Source organism: Nannocystis punicea (genome assembly GCF_026965555.1).
GTDB lineage: Bacteria > Myxococcota_A > Polyangia > Nannocystales > Nannocystaceae > Nannocystis > Nannocystis punicea.
Genome location: NZ_CP114040.1, coordinates 9023977 through 9045300, shown reverse-complemented (window position 1 = coordinate 9045300; position 21324 = coordinate 9023977). Strand labels below are relative to the sequence as shown.

General features: G+C 71.9%; 13 protein-coding genes. 5 read left to right on the top strand and 8 right to left on the bottom strand.

The features are described from left to right. Positions 1 to 62: 62 nt before the first annotated feature. From O0S08_RS34570 to O0S08_RS34550, 5 genes are all read right to left on the bottom strand, one after another. Entirely contained in the window at positions 63 to 2135 is a 2073-nt protein-coding gene (locus O0S08_RS34570; protein WP_269033705.1) for an ATP-binding cassette domain-containing protein, read from the bottom strand. 39 nt (positions 2136 to 2174) lie between these two features. Continuing rightward, positions 2175 to 3755, bottom strand: a complete 1581-nt coding sequence (locus O0S08_RS34565; RefSeq protein ID WP_269033704.1) for a TolC family protein — start codon at positions 3753 to 3755, stop codon at positions 2175 to 2177. A 1-nt stretch (position 3756) separates the two neighbouring features. Then, positions 3757 to 5082, bottom strand: a complete 1326-nt coding sequence (locus tag O0S08_RS34560; protein ID WP_269033703.1) for an HlyD family secretion protein — start codon at positions 5080 to 5082, stop codon at positions 3757 to 3759. After that, positions 5079 to 7154 (bottom strand): ATP-binding cassette domain-containing protein, encoded by a 2076-nt coding sequence (locus O0S08_RS34555; protein ID WP_269033702.1) that lies wholly within the window; start codon positions 7152 to 7154, stop codon positions 5079 to 5081. The genes O0S08_RS34560 and O0S08_RS34555 overlap by 4 nt, the downstream gene beginning before the upstream one ends. A 233-nt stretch (positions 7155 to 7387) precedes the next feature. Then, positions 7388 to 7702 carry a hypothetical protein gene (locus tag O0S08_RS34550; RefSeq protein WP_269033701.1) on the bottom strand — a complete coding sequence of 105 codons (315 nt, stop codon included), beginning with the start codon at positions 7700 to 7702 and terminating at the stop codon, positions 7388 to 7390. Between the two features lie 941 nt (positions 7703 to 8643). Between O0S08_RS34550 and O0S08_RS34545 the strand changes: the two genes are divergently transcribed. Then, a complete protein-coding gene (locus O0S08_RS34545) occupies positions 8644 to 11031 on the top strand; it encodes a 5'-nucleotidase C-terminal domain-containing protein (RefSeq protein ID WP_269033700.1) in 2388 nt (795 codons plus the stop codon). A gap of 5 nt (positions 11032 to 11036) precedes the next feature. Then, entirely contained in the window at positions 11037 to 11654 is a 618-nt protein-coding gene (locus O0S08_RS34540; protein WP_269033699.1) for a tetratricopeptide repeat protein, read from the top strand. A 311-nt stretch (positions 11655 to 11965) separates the two neighbouring features. Here the strand turns inward: O0S08_RS34540 and O0S08_RS34535 are convergent, their stop codons facing one another. After that, positions 11966 to 13099, bottom strand: a complete 1134-nt coding sequence (locus O0S08_RS34535; protein ID WP_269033698.1) for a leucine-rich repeat domain-containing protein — start codon at positions 13097 to 13099, stop codon at positions 11966 to 11968. A gap of 292 nt (positions 13100 to 13391) precedes the next feature. Here O0S08_RS34535 and O0S08_RS34530 point away from each other — a divergent pair, with 292 nt between their 5' ends. Both O0S08_RS34530 and O0S08_RS34525 read left to right on the top strand, forming a co-directional pair. Further along, positions 13392 to 14090: a metal-dependent hydrolase gene (locus O0S08_RS34530; protein ID WP_269033697.1), complete on the top strand. Its 699-nt coding sequence runs from the start codon at positions 13392 to 13394 to the stop codon at positions 14088 to 14090. A gap of 80 nt (positions 14091 to 14170) precedes the next feature. Continuing rightward, positions 14171 to 16435 (top strand): hypothetical protein, encoded by a 2265-nt coding sequence (locus O0S08_RS34525; RefSeq protein WP_269033696.1) that lies wholly within the window; start codon positions 14171 to 14173, stop codon positions 16433 to 16435. A gap of 282 nt (positions 16436 to 16717) precedes the next feature. Here O0S08_RS34525 and O0S08_RS34520 read toward each other — a convergent pair whose 3' ends face one another. Continuing rightward, positions 16718 to 17035 (bottom strand): hypothetical protein, encoded by a 318-nt coding sequence (locus O0S08_RS34520; protein ID WP_269033695.1) that lies wholly within the window; start codon positions 17033 to 17035, stop codon positions 16718 to 16720. A gap of 341 nt (positions 17036 to 17376) precedes the next feature. Then, positions 17377 to 19473 carry a S9 family peptidase gene (locus O0S08_RS34515; protein ID WP_269033694.1) on the bottom strand — a complete coding sequence of 699 codons (2097 nt, stop codon included), beginning with the start codon at positions 19471 to 19473 and terminating at the stop codon, positions 17377 to 17379. A gap of 308 nt (positions 19474 to 19781) precedes the next feature. Between O0S08_RS34515 and O0S08_RS34510 the strand changes: the two genes are divergently transcribed. Beyond that, complete coding sequence (locus O0S08_RS34510) at positions 19782 to 21275, top strand: SBBP repeat-containing protein (RefSeq protein ID WP_269033693.1); 1494 nt, start codon at positions 19782 to 19784, stop codon at positions 21273 to 21275. The last annotated feature ends 49 nt before the right edge of the window (positions 21276 to 21324 follow it).

Sequence of the window (21324 nt, the reverse complement as noted above, 5' to 3'; positions counted from 1 at the left end):
CGCCTCCTGCCGCGAGGTCGCATCACCGATGCGGTGCGGCCTCCGAACGGCCGGCGCGGGCGTCAGGCGGGGTGGAGCACGTGCTGGTGATCGCAGCGCGCGAGCACCTCGTCGCTGTCGACGCTGTCGGTGACGACGAGCAAGGTCCACGGGCGCGCGCGGTCGAAGATCCAGTCGAGCAGGGCGGCGCGCTGGGGGGCGGCGAGGTCGAGCCGGTCGAGCCCGAGATCGATGAGCAGAAGCCGCGGCTGGGCCACGAGCGCGCGCAGCAGCACCAGGCGCCGGACCTCGCAGTCGGTCAGCTGGCCGCCGTCACCGTCGGGCAGCAGCACCTGATCGAAGCCGCCCGGCAGCGCGAGCACGGCGTTGCGGAGGTCGACGAGGTCGAGGAGCTCGTCGAGCTCGGCGTGGTCGCCCAGCCAGTCGGGACCGACGATGTTCTCGAGCAGGGTGGCGCCCACGAGCTCGCCGCCGCGGACCAGCGCGACCTGCTCGCGCACGCTCGCCAGCTCGAGCCGGGCGACGTCGCGGCCGTCGAGGCGGCCCGTCATGTTGATCGGCGGGGTGCGGTCGTAGAGCCCGTACAGCAGGTCGAGGAGCCGGCTGTGGCCGTCGGTGCCGCCGACCAGGGCGACGCGCTGACCCGCCTGGACGGCCAGCTGCGTATGGTCCACGGTCAGCTCGACCGCCATCGGCCGCCCCGTCGCCGGTAAGACCTCGCCGCCGAGCGGCTCGAGCTTGGCGTCGAGGGTCCTGCCCAGCGTCTCGATCGCCGCCACGCCCTCGTACACCGGGTCGAGCTGCTGCCCGAGGCCGCGGACCATGGCCCCGATCTGCGACACCAGCACCGACGCCGCCACCAGCTGGCCCAGCGTCAGCTCGCGCGAGATCACGAGCCAGCCGCCGATCGCCAGCACGCCCACGGTCGCCAGCACCTCGAGCGCGGCGCCGGTGACGATGTGGCGGAGCAGGGTCGAGTAGTAGCTGCCGCGCGCCTTGAGCCAGTTGCGCACGAGCACCTCGCCGTGGGCGTCGGCGAGCGCCCGCCCGCGCGGGTCGGAGAAGGCGATCCGCATGTGGCCGACGTCGTCGATCCAGCAGAACAGCGACCACTTGCAGTGCGATTCGTACACCGCTCGCGACTCGGCGCCGAGCCCCGAGAGCATGACGAGGCCGATGCCGACCAGCAGCACCGCGTCGAACGCCAGCAGCAGCGGGTGGTAGAACGCGAGCAGCAGCAGGCTGGCGACGCTCACCATCATCAAGGACGTGCCGTCGAGCAGCAGCGACCAGAAGTCCTTCTGCAGGATCGGCATGTCCATGTAGCGGTTGCACAGCTCGCGGTTCGAGATCTCCTGCCGGGACTCGCGCGAGGTCCGGGAGGTGCGGCGGATCCAGTCGGTCACCCCGCGCACCCACAGGCGGCGGTTGACCCGCTCGGCGACGACGAACTGCATCACCCGCAGCACCGCGATCGCGCCCAGGGCCACCAGCAGCATCGTCGACAGCATCAGGATCGGCTGCGCCAGGGCGTTGGCCGAGATGGTGTTGACGAGCGCCTGGGCGGAGATCGGCACCGCCAGCGAGACGACCGCCATGACCGCGCCGTACAGGCTGACGACGTAGATCTCGCGCCGCTCGAGCACGAAGGTGCGGAGCAGGCGGATGAACTCGGTCGGCGGGAACGACAGCTTCGAGAGCATCATCCGCGGCTCGATCGCCAGCCACGGCTGGCTCGTCCGCGGCGCGCCGCGCGGCCTCATCCAGGCCATCAGCGCCGCCGGCCGGACGCGTTCGCGGCGTTCGCTGCGGCCGTCGATCACGACCAGGTCGAGCGCGCCCCGCCGCGCGCCGAGCAGGACGACCCAGCGATCGCCGACCAGGGTGAACGCCGGCGCCTCGAGGGCGCACAGGCGCGACAGCTCGTCCGCGGTCTCGACGCTGAAGCGTGCGGCCTTGAGGCCCGCCTGACGCACGGTGCGGGCGGCGGCGGCGTCCCACGTCTCGAGGCCGATGGCCCGCTCGCCGGGCACCGGAGGCGCGAGCGTCTGGCCGGTCGCGGCGGCGAGCAGCTCGAGCACCCGCGCGGGGACCGGGGCGGCTTCATCCATGCTCGTCTCGGGGCTCTGATTCACGAAGGACCTCTTGCATCTGCACGGAGCTGGCGGACGGGCTCACGGGGTCACCGGCTGGACGCCGCGCCCGAGCGCCCCCTCGAGCTTGGCCTTGGCGACGAAGTAGTCGAACACGGCCTGGATCTCGTTGGTGGCGGCGTCGGCGCTGGCGACCTCGCGGAGGTTGACGAGGAGGAGGTCGCCGGCGCCGAGCTGGAACTTGCGGTACTCGCTGGCCGCGAGCTGACGCGACAGCTCGACCTCCTGGTTGGCCAGGCGGGCGCGGCGGTAGGCGGCCTCGAGCGCCTGGTGGCCGTCGCGGACCTCGACGGCGATGGTGTTGTCGAGGAAGCGCAGCTCGGCGGCGACGCTCGCGGCCGCCGCCCGGGTCGCCTCGAGCTGGCCGCGAGAGGCCCGCAGGGGGATCGGGATCTCGAACAGCAGCGCGATGACGGCGTTGTTGCGGCTGAAGCCCTGGATCAGCGGCCGGCCCATGTAGCGCGACACCCAGGCCGACAGCTCGACCCGCGGCGTGCGCTGGTTCTTGGCCCAGCGCACCTCGACGTCGGTCTGCGAGCGGAGGGTCATGCGCGCGCGGCGGTCGGGCCGGTGATCGAGCGCCTCGTTGATCTTGGCCTCGACGCTGCCGGTGTCCGGGGTGAGCATCTCCGGCAGGCGCATCGGCAGCCGCTCGGCGCCGGGGACGACCGGGTTGCCGGCGCCGTCGCGCAGGTACAGCGACAGGTCGAGGCCGGCCTGCTGGAACGCGCGCCGGGCCGCGACCACGCGGCCCTCGCGGTCGAGGATCAGGCGCCGGTTGTCGACGCCGGCCAGGGGGTCGAGGGCGCCGAGCTCGATGCGCCGGCGCAGCGCCTCGTCGCGCGTCTGCGCCAGGTCGAGCAGCGTCTCCTCGATCTCGAGGCGGAGCCCGTTGGCGACCCAGGTCCAGTAGCTGGTCGCCGCCGCGACCTCGAGCTCGAGCAGCTTCGCGTCGCGGGTCTCCTGCATGCGGTCGCGCTCCATCTTCGACTGGCGGATGTTGGCGCGCCGGCGGTCGATCCCGCGGTCGCGCCACAGCGGCAGCGTGAGCCCGGCCGTCAGCGTGCCGGCGGCCGAGCGGACGTCGCGGCTGCCGACGCGGTCGTCGACGTCGAGGATGCTGTCGAGCGTGTTGTTGTAGAAGGGCTTGCGGCCCACGCCGGTCTGATAGCCGGCCCACGCGGTCAGGCCCCACAGCGGCGTCGGTTGCTCGACGCGGGCGTCGACGAAGGCGTTGCGGTAGATCGGCTCGTAGGCGACGCGGCCGCGCAGGACCGGGTCGTACGCGCCCCGCGCCCCGCGGGCGTGCCCCTCGGCGCCGCGGATCCCCAGCTCGGCGCTCTCCATCCGCGGGTCGCGGTGCTCGACGCTGTCCAGGACCTCGGCCAGCGCCAACACCGGGCCGCCGCGCACCTTGGGCGCGGCCTCGGAGGGCCGCTCGTCGGCGTCCCACGGCGGCGGCTTGGCGGGCTCCTCGACCGGGACCGCGTCGGGGACGCGGTCGCTCGGCTTCGGCGCCCGGGGCGGCGCCGCCCCGGCCGGCAGGGCCAGGCCGGCGCTCAGGACCGCCGAGAGCGCGAATCGCAGGGTGCGCGTCGACATCTCACGTGCTCCCTTGCTGGTTCTTCGTCTCGGGCGGCGTGCCGAGGGCCGGCGGGAAGCCGTTGATCTGGCGCCACACCTCGAAGCCGAGGCGGACCTCCTCGAGCAGGACCCAGCCGTTGGCGCGCACGCCCTGGCGCAGCCAGCGGCTCTCGGGCCACGGCAGGTCGTCGGGGTCGGGCAGGACGACGACGCGGTAGCGGCCGTCGTCGCTGGCCATGGCGTCGACGAACACGACCTCGCCGCCGAAGGTGCCGACCGCGACCGACGGCCAGCCGACGAACTGCACCGCCGGCCAGCCCTCGAACTGCAGGCGGACCTTGCGGCCGGCCGAGATCAGCGGGCCGTCGCGGCCGGACGCCCACAGCTCGACCGCGGTCGCGCCCATGTCGGGGACGAAGGTCGCGATCACGTCGCCGGCGGCGACCATGTCGGTGCCGTGGCGGCCGACCAGCTTCAGGACCGTGCCGTCGCGCGGCGCGACGATCTTCATCCGCCGCTGGCGGGCGAAGCGGACCTCGAGCTGGACGAGGTCGGCCTCGGCCGCGGCGAGGTTGCTCTCGGCGTCGGCGAGGGCGCTGCGCGCCTCCTCGATGGTCGCGCGGGCGGTGGTGGCGACTGCGTCGGCGTCGGCCTCGAGCGCCCCGATCTCGCGCTCGGCCGCCTTCTGCTCGGACCTGGACGTGTCGAGATCGGCCGAGCTGGTGTCGACCTCGAGCTTGGCGAGCTCGAGCTCGCGGGTCGAGGCCAGGCCCTCCTTGAAGAGCGCCTCGGTGCGAGTGAGGTTGAGGTTGGCGGTCTCGTTGGCCGAGACCGCCGCGTCCACGGCGCGCTGCGCGGCGTCGAGGCGGTCGTGGCCCATCTTCGCCCGCAGCCCGGCCGACGACGACTGCGCCGTCTCGCTCATCTCGAGCGCCGCGATCTTGGCGCGGTTGACGTCGACCGCGCTCTGCGAGGCCAGCCTGCGCGAGTCGATCGCCAGGCGCTCGCGCTCGAGGCGGGCGAGGATCTCCGGGTCGTTGTCGCTGATGTCGGCGATCGGGTCGCCGGACTTGACGTGGGAGCCCTCCTCGACGTGCCAGGTCTGCAGGCGGCCGTCGATCGGCGCCTCGATCGAGGTCTGGCGGTCGAGCGGGGCGTAGGCGATGACGCGGCCCTGCGCCGGCACGCTCTGCTGCCACGGCACCACGATCAGCGCCGCCACGATCAGGAGCAGCGCGACGGCGAGCAGCAGGACGGCCACGCGGGTGCTGTGCGGCTGGCGGACCGACAGCAGGCTGGTGCGGGTCGTGTCGAACAACGGGGTCAGGTGCGTGGGTGCACTCATCGCTCGCTCCCTGGCATGCGGATCGTGTGTTGCTGGTCGCAGCGGGCCAGCAGGTCGCGGCTGTGGACGCTGTCGGTGACGAGGAGGACCGTCCAGGGCCGCCGGCGGTCGAAGAGCCAGTCGAGCAGGGCCGCGCGCCGGGGGGCGGAGAGGCCGAGCCGATCGAGGCCGAGGTCGATGAGCAGGAGCCGCGGCCGGGCGACGAGGGCCCGCACCAGGACGATCCGCCGGACCTCGCTGTCGGTCAGCGGGCCGGCGTCGCCGTCGGGCAGCAGCTCCTGTTGCAGGGCGTTCGGCAGCCGCTGCAGCGCGGGTTGCAGGTCGACCAGGTCGAGCAATTCGTCGAGCTCGGAGGGGTGGCCCGTCCAGCCGGCGCCGACGAGGTTCTCGAGCGCGGTGGTGCACACGACCTCGCCGCCGCGGACCAGGGCGACCTGGTCGCGCAGGCTCTCGAGCTCGAGCAGGTGGACGTCGTGGCCGTCGAGCCGGGCCGACAGGTTCGGCAGCCGGGTGCGGCCGAAGAAGCCGTAGAGCAGGTCGAGCACGCGGCTGTGGCTGTCGCTGGCGCCCACCAGCGCGGCGCGGTCGCCGGGCTTGACGGCCATGACCACGGCCCCGGCGTCGTCGACCAGCTCGACGGCGAGCGGCGCCGCTCGCCGCGGCAGGGCCTCGCCGCCGCTGGGCTCGAGGTCCGCGTCGAGGGCCTGGCTCATGGACCAGACCGAGGCGATGCCCTCGTAGATCGGGTCGAGCTGGCGGCCGAGGCGGCCGACGCCGGAGCCGATCTGCGACACCAGCACCGAGGCCGCCACGAGCTGGCCGAGCTGCAGCTGCTGCGAGACCACCAGCGACCCGCCGATCGCCAGGACCGCGACGGTCGCCACCACCTCGAGGCCCGCGCCGGCGATGACGTGGCGGAGGAGCGGCCGGAAGTAGTGGTTGCGGGCGTTGAGCCAGTCGCGCAGCAGGAACTCGCCGCGGCCGTCGGCGAGGGCGCGACCGCGGGGGCCGGCGAAGGTGAGGCGGCCGCCGGCGACCTCGTCCATCCACGCGAACACGGCCCAGCGCGCGCTGGCCTCGCGCTTGGCCCCCGCGGTCGCGCCGAAGCCGGCCAGCAGGACGCCGCCGATGCCGAGGATCAGCACCGCGTCGAAGGCGAGCAGGACCGGGTGGTAGAACCCGAGCAGCACCAGGCTGGCCAGCATCACCAGCACCAGCGAGGAGCCGTTGAGCAGCAGCGCCGCGACGTCCTTCTGAAGCATGGCGACGTCGAGGAAGCGGTTGGTCAGGTCGCGGTTCGAGGCCGACTGCCGCGAGGTGCGCGAGGTCTGCGAGATGCGCCGGATCCAGTCGGTCGCGCCGCGCACCCACCAGCGGCGGTGGATCCGCTCGACCGCGATCAGCTGCAGCACCCGCAGGAACGCGACCGCGCTGAGGGTGATCGCCAGCAGGACCGCGAGGATCACGATCTGCTGCAGCATGGCCGTGGCCGAGATCGTGTTGACCAGCGCCTGGGTGGCGAGCGGGACGGCCAGCGAGGCGACGGCGATGGCGACGCCGTAGACCAGCACGACGAAGATCCCGCGCCGCTCGAGGCCGAGGGTCCGCAGCAGCCGGCGCACGTCGGTGGGCGCGCGCGACAGGGCCGAGTACATCAGCTGCGGCTCGATCGCCAACCAGGGCAGCGGCCAGGTCGCCCCGTGGTCGGCCAGCCAGCGGGTCAGCCCCGGCCCGCGCAGGTTCAGGACCTGCTCGCCGAGCGCGTCGACGACGCGCAGGTCGAGGACGCCGGCGCGCTCGCCGAGCAGCAGCAGCCAGCGCTCGCCGACCCGGGTCACCGCCGGCGAGTCGAGCGAGCGCAGGCGCGTGAGCTCGGCCGGGGTCGAAAAGGCGAAGTGAGCCGCCTTGAGGCCGGCGCGCCGCATGGCCCTGGCCGCCGGTCCGAGCCAGTCCTCGCCGGTCAGGCGCGCGCTGCGGGCGGCCTCGCGGGCCACGTGCAGCGACAATTCGTGGCCGGCGCTCTTGGCGAGGAGCTCGAGCACGCGGGCGGAGACTCGCGTTGGGTCAGTCATCGAGGGCTTGGATTCGCGGCAAGATCGCAGCAGGCACGCGCGTGCAATCGAGCGGGGTTGTGCGCAGAGCGGTGAAAGACCATGGCGCGGCCGGACACGGTGCCGGGCGCAGCCTGGCGCGTGTCACTCGGAGTGGCGGTGATGTCCTGGTCATTTCACATGACCTCCCGGACCTGCGGCGAAAACCGGCAAGACGCGGGAATGTGCGGGCGATCGAGCGGCGCCCGGGCGGATCAGGACACGGTCGGGGGGCCGCGAGCGCGCGTGCAGTGGGCCTGGTGCGAGCGGTGCGGCCGGCTCTGCGCCGGCAGCGGCCACGACGCGAACGCGGCCGCCTGAAGCTCGAAGAAGTCGAGCCGCGGGGGGGCCGGGTCGCTCTGGTCGCGCCGCGGGGACTGATCGAGGGGCGCCTGCTGCCGCGAGACGATGGGGACATCGTGGCTGCCGGCGGAGATACTGTCCTCGCCGCGACCGCGTTCCATCGCCCACGTGTCTCGCGGCGCGGAGAACAGGAGCGCGGTGAACACTGCGATGAGCAGTGCAAGCACCGATTTCCCCCCTGGACCCGCACCCTGACGCATGAAAACTCCGTAACCGTTAGCACAGACGGCAGCGAGTTGGATCACGAAACGACGTGAGGTCTGCGGCAGGGAGTTCGCCCAGCCCATCCGCACCCACGATCGAGGGCCTTGCGCCATAACAGCGCGTCACAAATGCGAAAAATTGTTCGCACGATGGACACTTGACCGCACCGCCGATGTTCGGTGGCGCACCGCTGGAGGCGCTGGATGAAGTGGAAGTTGGCGACCTTCATGCTGCGGGTCGCCAACCGTGAAGTCGTGTTCAGAGAAGCGCAGGTCCGTTGGCACGAGGTCGTGCCCCTCGGTGTGTGTCGGCGACGTCGAGGACGACTCGGGGCCGTCGAGGGACCTCGCGCAGGTGCTCGCGGGCGGCCTTCGATCTCGAGGAGTCGTCGCTCGCGGCGACGTGGCTCGTGCGCTCGGTGCGGAGCGACGGACGCTCCGCGAGGCGAGTCGACGACGACATCCTGCTCTGCTGGTCGCTCGACATCGGCGTGACGGGGGACGGGTTCGATCCGGCGACGGCGACGAGCAGCGAGCGTGAGCGCCGACGAGGCGCTCGAGATCTTCGAGGTCGAACTGCGCGAGGGGTCGGGGCCGTGCGTCGCTGTCCGCCGGGTCGTCGAGTCACCGGACACGAGCCGAACCATCGCGACCCGAAGGTTCATCGGCGAGCGCTGGAGATCGCCGAGGCCGGCGACGTCCGTCCCCCGATGATGCGAGCGAGCGAACCACTCGCCGAGGATCCGTGAGGCCGAACACGGCGGATTCATGCGTGTGACTCGAGCGTCATGACAATGTCGATAATTCCACGCGCGCGTCGCAATCCCGCGCCTTGACACGATCGAGTCGCCCTGGGCACCATCCGCGCGCCGCGACGGCAGTCGACGGCGTTGCCCGGAGAAGTCATGACATTGCGCGTCTCGCCCCTTTTCCTCGCGCTCGCCGCCCCGGCGGTGGCCTCGATCGCCTGCGGTGATTCCTCGTCGACCGCGGGGACCGAATCGAGCGGCACCACCGATTCCACCGGTCCGACCACAGGCGCCCCGACGACCTCGACCTCGGAGGAGACGACCTCGACGTCGGCCCCGACGACCTCGACCACGGAGGCGACGACCTCGACCACGGAGGCGACCTCGACCACGGAGGCGACGACCTCGACCACGGAGGCGACGACCTCGACCACGGAGGCGACCGATTCGACGACCGCGGGCACGAGCACCACGGGCGACCCGGCGACGCCGGACGGCGCGCGGGCGGTCGTCGCGCTGCTCGAGACGACCGACCTTCACACCAACATCCTCGGCTACGACTACTTCAAGCTGACCGAGGACCCGAGCTTCGGGCTCGAGCGGACCGCGACCCTGATCCAGCAGGCGCGCGAGGAGTTCGCCAATAACTTCCTCGTCGACAATGGCGACACGATTCAGGGGACCGTCCTGGCCGACTTCCAGGCGCTGGTCGAGCCGATCGGCTGCGACGACACCCTGGCGATGTACAAGGTGATGAATCACCTCGAGTTCGACGTCGGCGGAATCGGCAACCACGAGTTCAACTACGGGCTGCCGTTCCTGTCGCAGGTGACGCACACGCCGTTCGAGATCGACGGGATGGACCTGTCGGGCTCCGGCGCGTGCGGCGGGCCGACGTTCCCGCAGCTGTCGAGCAACGTGTTCAGCGTCTCCAGCGCGGCGACGCTGTTCCCGCCGACCGCGCTGCTGTCGCGGACCATCACCGCGGTCGGCCCCGACGAGGCGCCGATCGAGTCGACCCTGACGATCGGGTTCGTCGACATCACGCCGCCCGCGATCATGAACTGGGACAAGAAGTGGCTCGAGGGCAAGGTCACCACCGACGGGGTCCAGGAGGTCGTGCCGGGGCTCGTCGAGGCGCTGCGCGGGCAGGGGGCCGACCTGGTGGTGGCGATCATCCACGGCGGGCTCGACGACGAGGAGTACACCCCGGCGCTCGAGAATCAGGCCTGGTACCTGGCGCAGGTGCCGGGGATCGACGCGATGCTGATGGGCCACTCGCACCAGGTGTTCCCCAACGCCGCCAGCACGCTGCCGCAATTCGACCTGCCGATGGTCGACAAGGACGCGGGCTCGGTCGCCGGCGTGCCGGCGATGATGGCCAACTTCTGGGGGCAGCACCTCGGGGTGATGAAGCTCGGCCTGGTGTACGGCGAGGGCCGCTGGACGATCGAGCCCGGCGAGACGATCGTCGAGGCGCGCCCGATCTCCACCACGTGCATGGGCGGGCTGCCCGTCGCCTGCGACGCCGAGCAGAACTGGCGCACCGGCCAGCCGTGCGCGTTCGCGACGATGTGCGAGGGGCAGAACGACAAGGCCAAGGTGTTCGTCGCCGCCGAGCCGTCGATCGCGCCGCTGGTATCGACCGAGCACGAGTCGACCATCGCCTACGTCAAGACGCCGATCGGCATGAGCGACTTCGAGATGACGACGGTGTTCGCGGACGTCGGCGACGTCAGCGCGATCCAGATCGTCAACCAGGCCCAGGCCGACTACGTCGCGGCCTACGTCGAGGCCAACCTCCCGGAGTACGCCGGCCTGCCGGTGCTGTCGATGAGCGCGCCGTTCAAGTCGGGCTTCGGCGGCGGCAACGACTACACCGACGTGCCCGCCGGCGGCATCGCCATCAACAACGCGGCCGACCTCTACCTCTACGCCAACACCTTGCAGGCGGTGAAGGTGACCGGCGCGGAGCTGAAGGACTGGCTCGAGACGGCGGCGATCCGCTTCAACCAGATCGACCCGCAGGCCGCGACGCCGCAGTCGCTGATCAACCTGGCGATGCCCGGCTACAACTTCGACATGATCACCGACACGCGGGTCTCGTACGAGATCGACGTGACCCAGCCGCTGCCGCCGATGGGCGAGAAGGCGAGCGGCCGGATCAAGAACCTCACCTTCGAGGGCGCGGCGATCGACCCCGCGGCCGAGTTCATCGTCGCCACCAACAACTACCGCGCCGGCGGCGGCGGCCAGTTCCCCGGCCTCGACGGCACCAAGACGATCTTCGCGGCGCCCGACACCAACCGCGAGGTCCTCATCGCCTACATCAAGAAGATCTCGGACCTCACCCGCGCGGCCAACGGCTCGGCCCGCAGCTGGCACTTCACGAAGGTGACGACGATGGGCCCGGTGACGTTCTCGTCGGCGCAAGGCGCCCTGCCGAAGGCGGAGGAGGCCGGGATCGCCGGGATCTCGCTGCTCGAGCAGGATGACGGCAGCGGCAAGTCGCTGTCGCTCTACGCGATCGACCTGAGCGAGTGAGACCGATGCGACGCGCCGTCCTCGTCGTCGCGCTGGCCGCGTGCACGCCTGCGGACCACCGGCAAGCGCCCGAGCGGGCGCTGCCCGTGGCGCAGGCGCAGCACGCCGAGCACGCCGAGCACGCGGAGCTGCCGGCGATGATTGCGGCGGCGGAGGCCGGCGACGTGGCGGCCCAGGTCGCCCTGGGGCGACTGCTGCGGCGCGGCTCGCCGGATGCGCCGCGCGACCTCGAACGCGCGCGCGCGCTGTTCCTCGCGGCCGAGGCGACGCGCCCGGGCTCGGCGGCCTACGAGCTCGGGCTGATGAGTCAGAGCGGGCAGGGCGCGCCGGCCGATCGGTCGGCGGCGGTGCGGTGGTTCGAGCAGGCGGTCCAGGCCGGCTCCGCGGACGCGATGTTCATGCTGGCGAACGCGGCGCGCGCGGGGCTCGGGACGCCGGTGGATCTGCCTCGCGCGGTGGCGCTGTACGAACAGGCCGCCGCGCTCGAACACCCCGAGGCGATGCAGGCGCTCGGGCTGGCGCACCTGCACGGCGAGCTGGGGTTGCCCGTCGACGAGGCCGAGTCGCGCCGCTACATGGCAGCCGCCGGGCACGCGCTGCAGCATCACCATCGACACCCCTGAGCGGCGCGGCGGGTCGCGGCTGATTTCGCTGCGCGGGCGCCGAGAGTCCGCGCGAGCACCTCGTGCGTGCCGACCGGCGTCACGTCCGGGTCGGTCGAACGATTTTGCCTCCTTCGCGCACGGGGTCGTCCGGGCATTCGAGTGAGTCGAAGCGGGCGGGGTATAGGTCGAGGAGGGTCGGGACAGCTTTCGGCGGGTCGCGGCTGGTTTTCGGCGGTCGGGACCGACCGCGCGCATTCGTCTGCGGCGAGGGCCGCATCGCCGCTCACGCGCGTCCGCGGCGCCTCACGGCGTTGTTCGCCCGCGCGCGCTCACCGGCGCATGTCGCTGGCCTTGAGCTTCGTCAATCGCGGCAGCGCGCGCACTGCCTCCGGGATCTCGGTCAGCCGGTTCGCGCTGAGCACGAGCTCCCGCAGCTCCATTAGTTCGGCGATCCGCGGCGGGCAGCGCGTCATGCCGACGTTGGCGAGCTGCAGGACCCGCAGCGAGCCGGGCAAATGCGCGTAGGTCGGAGTGTCCGCGAGGCAGGTGCTCGACAGCACGAGCCGCTCGAGCGGGACCTCGCGCAGCTCGACCGCGAGCTCGGTGATTTTTTCGAACGGGAGGTGCAGGACGCGTAATTGAGCGAGTCGGCCGATCGCCGGCGGGATGCGGTCGAGCCCCATGCAATGCGAGCCGTAGCCGTGCAGCTCCGCGAGCGTGACGGGCAGGCGCTCGAACAGCGCCTCTCCGAGCTTGCCCGCGAGCTCGAGCGTCGTGAGGCGGGCGAGTCGCCCGAGGTCGGGCAGCGATCGCAGCTTCGATCCGAGCGCGAGCTCGCGGAGGTGCACGAGCTCGGCGATCGCGTCGGACACCTCCTCGAGTTCGGCCTGGGCCTTCAACACGGTCAGGCTGCGGGGCAAGCGGGCGACGTCGAGGACGCCGAGCGGATTGGCGGTGAGGTCGAGCTGCTCGAGCCGGCTGTCGGGCGCGAACGCCGGGGTCTGGGCGATCTGGTTGAAGCCGAGGTCGAGGCTCGTGAGCGACGGCGACGCGAGCAGGCTCGGCGGCAGCTCGACCAGCTGGTTGTGCGCCAGGCCGATCCGCCGGAGCCGCGGCAGCTCGGTGAAGCGGTCGGGCAGCGCCTCCAGCTCGCATCCGGACAGGTCGAGGACCTCGAGGCGCGGGAGCTCGAACACCTCGGGGGGCGGCCTCGGGCCGTCGTGCATGGAGATCTCGAGCGCGACGATGTTGGTCTGCGCGACCTCGGCGACCCGCGAGCGCGTCAACATGTCGGCCGGCACCGCGAGGCGGGTAAGGTTCGCGAACTCGGCCAGCGGCGGAAACTCCTCGCCGTCGCGCCACGCCATGTACAGATCGAGCGTCCGCACGCAGGAGGTCGGGTAGCGGCCCGTCCAGCAATTGAAGTAACCGCCGCCGGGATCCTCCGTGTACTCCGCAGTCATGGGTGGCGGCACGATCGCAGATCGTCGACTCGCTGCCCAGCGGGCTGACGGCGACGCATTTTCGAGTCGTTGGTCGTGCATCCTGTCGAGGCGGCCGGGCTTGCTCGAGTACGACGTACATCTCGGCGAGGAGCATTCGCGCGCTCGCTGTGAGCGGATGGATCGACGAGGGGCTCGGGGAGCGCTTCTGTTCGAGCCTGGCTTCGGCGAGGGCGCTCGTGAGCCCTGGCCGCGGCACGCGTGGACAAATTTGAAGGCGGAGGCGGGTCCGGCCTAAGCTCGCGCCCGGTTCATGGCCAATTTTCGCGTCCACTTCCTCGGGGCGGCGATACCCTCGGCGGTCGCCGCAGGTCTGGCGATCGCGGGCGAGCTGGTGACGCCGCTGGTCGGCGGCGCGTGCTTCGGCCTCGGCGTGCTCGGAGGCATGCTCCCCGACATCGACGCCGACAGCTCCGTGCCGACCCGCATCATCTTCGGCGCCCTGGCGGTGGCCGCGGCGGCTGCGGTCGTCCTGGCGCTCCACGTCGACAGCGCGCCGGGGCTGGTGGTGCTCGCGGCGGTCGCGGCCTTCGTGGCGGTCCGCGTCGGCCTGCGCGGCTTCACGGCCTGGCTCTGTGTCCATCGCGGCCTCGTTCACTCGCTCCCGTTCGCCGCGCTGGTCGGCGTCCTGGCGGTGCACGTCGCCTCGCGTGCATTCGGCCTCGCGCCGACCCCGGCCTGGCTCGCGGGCGTGTTCCTCACGGGCGGCTTCCTGGTCCACCTCGCGCTCGACGAGCTGTCCAGCGTCGACCTCGTCGGCGCGCGAATGAAGCGATCGTTCGGTACGGCGCTCAAGCTCGGCAGTCGTCGCCAGTGGTTCGGCACGGCCGTGCTCTACGCCGGCGTGATCGCCCTGGTGACGATCGCCCCGCCGGCCGATCAGTTCGTCCGTCAGGTGACTTCCAGTCGCACGCGGGCCGCGATCGCGGCGACCTTCGCCGGGCTCCGCTGAGGCGCCCCGGCTCGCCCGCGCGCTGCGACGAGCACCGCATCGAACTCCGACGGCCACGACGTCGCGGTATGATGCGGGCAATGATGCGTCGGCTCCTGCTCGTCGGGTTCCTCGTGGTCGCGTGCAAGCAGGCTCCCCGCGAGGTCAAGCCGCCCGAAAACGGGGCGGAGCGCACCGAGCGGCAGCTCGCGGAGCTGGCGGGTAAGCTCGATCCCGGGCCGCAGGCGCCGTTGCACGCGATCTTCCCGCGGTGGTTCATGGTGCGGATCGAGGCGTCGCTGGCCCCCGAGCTCGTCTCGGCAGCGGCGGGGCCGGCCGCGGTGGCGGCGGCCCGCGCGGCCATCACCACGACCTCGCAGGCACTCGAGCGACGCAGCACGGTCACGGAGATCTGGCCGGTCGCGCTGGAGTTCGGCCGCGGCGTCGTCCTGGCCGAGCGGGCCCTCGCGGCGGGCAGCGGCGATCCGGAGCTGTTGGCGGCGCTGACCGTGGCCTACGATCTGGTGCGTGGCTTCGAGATGTTCCGGAGGCCAGGTGTGTTCACACAGGTGCTGCAGGCGTTGGTCGAGGAGGTGCGGAGGGACGGCTCGTTCGACGAGCAGGAGCTCGAGGAGGCCGTGTCGGCGTTCCATTCGGCGGTGGCGTCGGCGACGGCCCTGCAGATGCACGCGACTGCACGGCTGTTGCGCGAGCACCCCCGGCACGCGCAGGTGCCCCAGGCGCTGACGCGCGCGGCGGTGGCCCGCGAGGAGGGCGAGGACCCTGCGACGGCGATCCGGCTGCACGAGCTGGCGATCGCCCTCAAGGGGGCGCGGGCGACCGGAGCGGACCACGCCGACCTGGCCCGCGCCTGTTATGGGGCGCTCGCCCGCGAATGTGGCGACATGGCCCTGAGGACAGCCAGGGAGCGGGGCCCCGGCCCGGCCGACGCGGCGGCGTTCGCCGAGCGGCTGGCGGAGCTCGACACGCGGGCCGAGCAGGCCCGGCGGGCGGTCGCGCTGGCGTCGGCGACGGACGTGGCGGAGCGGGTCGAGCGCGGCTACCTGCTGGTGCAGCTCCGCCGCTACCGCGACGCCGAGGAGGCGTTCATCGTGGCGCGCCACCGCCACCCGGACGACGCCCGGCCGCTGACGGGGCTGGCGGTGCTGGCGATGAAGCGCGACGTGGACATGCTCGCGGCGGGCGAGCAGATCTGGGCGGCGCGCCAGCTGAAGCACCGCGATCAGCTGTACTACGAGGTCGCTCTCGGCACCGTGGGGGTGCTCCTTCTGCGCGAGCTGATGGCGGTGGTCGAGGGTCGTTCGACGGCGAACGTCGAGCGTCAGGTCGCGGCCGTGCAGGCCCTGGTGGTCGAGTACGGCGAGTTCGATCCGGCGCGAGCGGCCGTGATCCAGCTGCTCGTCGCCGTGGTCGCCGCGAGCACGCGCGAGGGCGGGGCGGGGCCCGACCTCGAGCGCGAGGCCCTGCGCCTGGTCATGAAGTTCATCCTCTCGCCCGACGCGTGGCGCCTGCTCTACGCGACCGTGCGCACGATGACGGACGCGTACCTGGCCGCGGCGACGGTGATGACGCCGCTGCCGCCCGCGCTGGCGAACGACCCCGACATCCGCCTCCAGCAGGTGCGGGCGATGATCGACGTGGCGCTGACCTGGGAGGACAGGGCCGTGCTCGCCGCGGCGGCGCAGGCGGCCGCGACCTTGCCCGCCGAGCTCGACGCCGACGTCGTCGCGACGATCCGCGCGACCGTCGACGCGCTGCAGGGCCGGTTCGGCGACGCGGCGGCGCTGCAGCGAGCCCTGGCGTCGTTCACCGCGCAGGCGGCCCGCAAGAGCGGCCGGGAGCGGGCGCTGCTGCTCAACAACGCTGCAGTCGTGCAGGCGCTGGCGGGGGACGTGCCCGCCGCCCTGACGACCCTGGACCGGGCGATCGAGGGCGCTCCGGCGGCGCTGCTCGTCGCCTACAACCGGAGCGCGTTGCAGCCCGGCTCGCCGGAGGTGTTTATAAAGGCCGCGTCCCCGGAGTCCAGCGCGGAGCTGCAGCTGCACGCGCGCGCCTGGCTGGTGAAGCTGGCCGAGGCGGGCTCTGGCGACGCGAAGGCGACGCGCCAGGAGTTCGCAGCGGCGCTGGCGAGCGAGCGCGAGGCCGGAGGCAAGGCGCGCCCGCTGCCGGGCGGCTGGGGCGTGAGCGCGGAGCGCGAGAACCGGCTGAGCTTCAGCTACTGGTACCCGGGCGGGCTGGAGATCGTCGACGAGGTGGTGCCGCAATGGTGGCTGTTCGTCCCGGCGCCGACGTTCGCGGCGCTGGCGGCGGAGCGCGGCGGGAGCAAGCGCAAGACGCAACGCTGAGGGCGGGCATCGCCCGGGGCGCGGTCGCGCTGGCACGGCCTGCGACAGGTCCGCGGACGAAGCATTGGTCGCTTGCGCGGCTGCTCGTTTCGGTGGCGCACGCGCGAGGTTCAGGCGGTCGTGCGCGTTCCAATCCATGCAGAGGGGCCTGTCCGGCTGCCGGTCGCTCGAGTGCCGCGACAGTCGAGGCAGCCGGGATGGTGCGGGCCCAGCCGCAATGCCGGCCCGTCTTGCTAGATACGCAGGCTCGACATCCGGTCTGTTTGCCCGGCTGCCGGGCGCTCAATCGCAGCGGCAGTAGAGGCAGCCGGGATGGTGCGGGCCCCAGCCGCAATAGCCGTTCCAGCCCGTGTTGCTGCAGACGCAGCCCTGATGTTCGACCTCGCAGCCGTCCAGCGCGCAGAACCGAGGGTCCTCTGCGGGGGCTTCGTCGGTAGCGGGTTGGTCGGCGTCGACCGAGAGCTCGGCCGGCTCCTCGACTCCGGCCGCCTGCACGTCGCTCGCGCGCTGCGTTTGTTCTCCTGCGTCGATGGGAGCCGCCCTCGCATCCTCGAGCACGAAGACGGCGGCAATGACAGTGACGAAGTGTTCGACTCGCATGGCTTCCTGCGCGCTTCTTCTGAGGCTCGCGGTTCTCGCCGGCAGCGATCGACGTCACATTCCACGCATCCGTGCGCCCTGGAGCGGCTCCGGGCCGGCGCGTCCGACACACGGCGGTTTCGTGAAGAGCGAGAGACGCTGGCGGACCCGGCGATCTGTGCCCGCCGGGCGGCCGCCGGCGGCCTCCCGCGCGTCGACGAGCTGGGCCGTGCCCCTGTCCCCGAGATTCACGCTCCCGCGCGGCGCGATTCCATTCTACACACCCGGCTGCCGTCGGCGCATCCCGGACAATTTAAAAGCTGTCCATTCGGACAGGCTTCGATCGCGGGCTCGTTCTCGCGTCAGCGACCGCGCGCCTGCAGCGCCTCCGCGAGCCCGGGCACGTGCTCCGCGCCGGCCCGGACCTCCAGGCTCGCGCCATTATTATTATTAAAATCGTCGCCGATCGGCTGGTAGGTGCCGCCGAGGCAGCGGGCGAGGAACGCCTCGGTGATGGCATTGAACGAGATCTCGTTGGCCGGCCGCTGGAAGCCGTGGCCCTCGTCCGGGTAGAGCACGTAGGTCACCGGCAGGCCCTTCGCCTGCATTGCCGCGACGATCTGGTCGGACTCGGCCTGCTTGACCCGCGGGTCGTTCGCGCCCTGGCCGATCAGCAGCGGGCGCTGGATCTTGTCGACGCGATGGAGCGGCGAGCGGTCGCGCAGCAGCGCGCGGCCCTCCTCGGTGGCGACGTCGCCGACGCGCGCGGCCCACCGCGCCGCGTTGGCGGCCCAGTACGGCGGGAAGCTGCGCAGCAGCGTCTCGAGGTTCGACGGGCCGACGACGTCGACGCCGCAGGCGAACGCGTCCGGCGTGAAGGTCATGCCGACCAGCGTGGCGTAGCCGCCGTAGCTGCCGCCCATGATTGCGACGCGGGCGGGGTCGCTGATCTTGTTGGCGTTGGCCCAGGCGACGGCGTCGAGCAGGTCGTCGTGCATCTTGCCGGCCCACTCGTGGTCGCCGGCGTTGAGGTGGCGCTTGGTGAAGCCGGTCGAGCCGCGGAAGTTGACGCTCATCACCGCGTAGCCGCGATTGGCGAGCCACTGATGCACGGGGTCGAAGCCCCAATGGTCGCGGAACCACGGGCCGCCGTGGACCCGCAGGACCAGCGGGACGGGGGCGCTCGGGACGCCGTCGCCGTCGGGGTCGGCGGCCAGGGGGAGGGTGTAGTAGCTGACCAGCTCGAGGCCGTCGCGCGCGGGGATGACGACCGGGTGCATCTTGCTGAGCGTGAGGGCGGCGAGCTCGGCGTCGGCGACGAACAGCAGGTCGGCCCGGCGGGTCGCGCGGTCGTAGCGGTAGTAGCGGTTCGGGCCGGTGTCGACGCTGTAGGCGACGATCCACTGCTTGCCGTCGAGGGTCTGGCTGGTGATCGTGAAGTCGCCGTCGCGGACCTGGCGCAGCGCGGCGAGGTCGGCCTCGACCGCGGGGTCGAGCGCCTGCCACTGCTGGCGCGTGTGCGTGAAGGTGACTGCGAGCGGGCGGTGGGTGCGGGGCTCGGTGAGGACGGTGCCGACGCCGGCCTTGGCGTTCTCGGCGAGCACCTGCTGCTTGCCGGTGCGGACGTCGCGGGCGACCAGCGCCTCGGTCTCGCGGTCGCGACTGTCGAGCAGGTACAGCGTCTCGCCGGCCGCGTCGACGCCGATCGGCTTGGTCGTCATCGCGTCGGCGAGGCCGATTACGAACACTCGCTGCCAGTCCTTGCCCCTGGGGGCGAGCAGCTCGCTGCTGCCGTCGGCGAGCGCGCGGGTGGCGAAGCGGAGCCTGTACCCGTCGTCGGCGATGTAGCGGCCGAGCCGTTGTTCGTTGCGGTGGACCAGGGTGCGCGCGCCGGTCCGCAGGTCGACGCGGTAGAGGTCGTACCAGGCCGGATCGCGGTCGTTCATGCCGACGAGGAGCTCTCTGGGCCGGCGGGGGCTGATGCCGACGATCTGGGCGCGGACGCCGGGGTAGGGGCTGAGGTCCTTCGACTCGCCGCTCGCCGGGTCGACGGCGTGGACGTGCCAGTTCTCGTCGCCGGCCCGGTCCTGCAGGTAGAGCACGCGCTCGCCGTCGGCGCTCCACGTGGCCTCGTAGATGCCGCGGAGGCGGTCCTGGGTGATCGGCCTGGCGGCGTCGGGTTGCCCGGCGGGGCCGACCCAGACGTTGAGCACGCCGTCGACCGGCGCGAGGTACAGCAGCCGCTGGCCGTCGGGGCTGAGCTCCGGGGCCTCGCGGTCGGGGTTGCCGAACAGCACGGCGCGCGGGACGAGGGTGGCGTCGGGCCTCGCGGTCGGGGCCGCGGCCGTGGGCTCGGCCGGCGACTCCTCGGGTTCGCTCGCGACGGGGCCGGGACGCGGGGCGCAGGCGAGGGCGGTCAGAGCGAGCGAGGTGAGCAGGAGATGCGTGCGGGAGGACATCGATTGGGGACCGCGTCGGGGCGGCGCGCCGGCGAGGCAGTGGGTTGGACTCCACGCCCACTGCGCCAGGTTTCAGGGCCGGTCCATGGGGCCGCGGAAGCGGCTTCGCTCGCCCTTCGCGGCCCCATGGGGCGCCCCGGGGCCGACCTGCGGTCAGGCGCCGCCACATCGCCGCCGGCACGCCGGAACTGCACGAGAAACTCGCGGCACATCGGTTGCTGATGCGCCCGGCGACGAACCATCGCCGAGTCACGCGCCTGCGGGTTCGTCGATGCATTTCGCCCCAAGGACACACCATGAAGACGAACATGAAGCTTATTCTCGTGCACAAAGGCCTGTCTCTCCGCCTCGCGCTCGGGCTCGGCGTCGCGGTCGCGGCCGCGGCCGCGACGGAGGCCCGGGCCGATCCGACGCTGCTCTGGAGCACCTATTACGGCGATGGCCCCGATGCCACCGGGGCCTCCGACGTCGCGTTCGACAGCAACAGCGCGCTCGTCAACGTCGGCGCCACCTGGGCGACTGGCGGGATCGCCGGAAATTCGCCCGGCAACGTCATTCATGACTCGACGTTCGGCGGCGGGACCCTACAGGACGGGTTCGTCACCAAGTTGGACTTCTCCGGGGCGCGGCAGTGGGGCACCTACTACGGCGGCGCCGGGCTGGACTTCTTCAACAGGGTCGCGGTCGACGGCAGCAACAACGTCATCGCGTTCGGCGACACCACGTCGAGCAACACCAACAACGTGATCGCGACCGTCAACGATACGACCTTCGGCGGCTTCATCGACGGGATGCTCGTGAAGTTCAACGCGAACGGCTCGCGCGCGTGGGGCTCCTACGTCGGCGGCAACGGCGTCGACCACGGGAACGGGGTGTGCGTCGGATCGACGGGCACGATCTACGTCGTCGGCTCGACGACCTCCACCGATCTGCCGACGGCGACCTCGTCGCATCAGGAGGACCTGGTCGGCAGCACGGACGCCTTCATCGCCAAGATCTCGAGCAGCGGCACTCCGCTGTGGTTCACCTATTACGGCGGCACCGGCGGCAGCACCGTCGCGCACGGCTGTGTCGTCGATTCTTCGCACAACATCTACGTCGTCGGCGATACCTCCGCGACCATGGGGATCGCCAAGAGCGGCTGGGACAACACCAACTCGGGCGGCGGCGACGCGTTCCTCGCCAAGTTCACCACCAACGGGTTCCTCCTGGAGGCGACCTATTACGGCGGCACCGAGGAGGACGCCGGCCACGCGATCGACCTCGACGCCAGCGGCAATGTGTACATCGCCGGTTATACAGAGTCGCCCGACACCAACCTCGACCTGATCGACACGATCGGGACGTCGCTCCAGGACGAACGGGACGGGTTCGTGGCCAAGTTCGACACCAACCTCGACCGGGTGTGGGGCCGCTATTACGGCGGTTCGTCCTCGATCGGCTCCAACATCGACATGTTCTGGGACCTCGAGGTCGAGGGGGGCGCGGTGCTGCTCAGCGGTGACACGACCTCGGAGGACCTGATCTCGACGCCCGACGCGTTCTGGACCGACTTCGGCGGGACCAACGACGCCATGTTCGTCGCCCTCGACGCGAGCGACGGCGACGCGTTCTTCGCCACGTACATCGCCAGCGATGACGAGACGTCCTTCGACCGCGCAGGGGGCGTCGCCGGCACGTTCGCGCACGCGGCGGTCGCCGGCGTGGGCGGCGACGGCCTGGCGACCGCCGGTGCGCACGACTCGAGCTTCAGCGGCGTCGGCGACGGGTTCATCATGCTCATCCGCATGTTCACGATCTGACGGTCGTCGCTCGGTCACCCCCGTCGCCGCCGCGCTCGTCGGCGGTGAC

Coding starts and splice junctions, on each gene's coding strand:
- O0S08_RS34520 (WP_269033695.1), bottom strand. CDS start 17,035: ATGCGAGTCGAACACTTCGTCACTGTCATTGCCGCCGTCTTCGTGCTC.
- O0S08_RS34560 (WP_269033703.1), bottom strand. CDS start 5,082: ATGAGTGCACCCACGCACCTGACCCCGTTGTTCGACACGACCCGCACC.
- O0S08_RS34565 (WP_269033704.1), bottom strand. CDS start 3,755: ATGTCGACGCGCACCCTGCGATTCGCGCTCTCGGCGGTCCTGAGCGCC.
- O0S08_RS34515 (WP_269033694.1), bottom strand. CDS start 19,473: ATGTCCTCCCGCACGCATCTCCTGCTCACCTCGCTCGCTCTGACCGCC.
- O0S08_RS34530 (WP_269033697.1), top strand. CDS start 13,392: ATGGCCAATTTTCGCGTCCACTTCCTCGGGGCGGCGATACCCTCGGCG.
- O0S08_RS34510 (WP_269033693.1), top strand. CDS start 19,782: ATGAAGCTTATTCTCGTGCACAAAGGCCTGTCTCTCCGCCTCGCGCTC.
- O0S08_RS34525 (WP_269033696.1), top strand. CDS start 14,171: ATGATGCGTCGGCTCCTGCTCGTCGGGTTCCTCGTGGTCGCGTGCAAG.
- O0S08_RS34555 (WP_269033702.1), bottom strand. CDS start 7,154: ATGACTGACCCAACGCGAGTCTCCGCCCGCGTGCTCGAGCTCCTCGCC.
- O0S08_RS34540 (WP_269033699.1), top strand. CDS start 11,037: ATGCGACGCGCCGTCCTCGTCGTCGCGCTGGCCGCGTGCACGCCTGCG.
- O0S08_RS34535 (WP_269033698.1), bottom strand. CDS start 13,099: ATGACTGCGGAGTACACGGAGGATCCCGGCGGCGGTTACTTCAATTGC.
- O0S08_RS34545 (WP_269033700.1), top strand. CDS start 8,644: ATGACATTGCGCGTCTCGCCCCTTTTCCTCGCGCTCGCCGCCCCGGCG.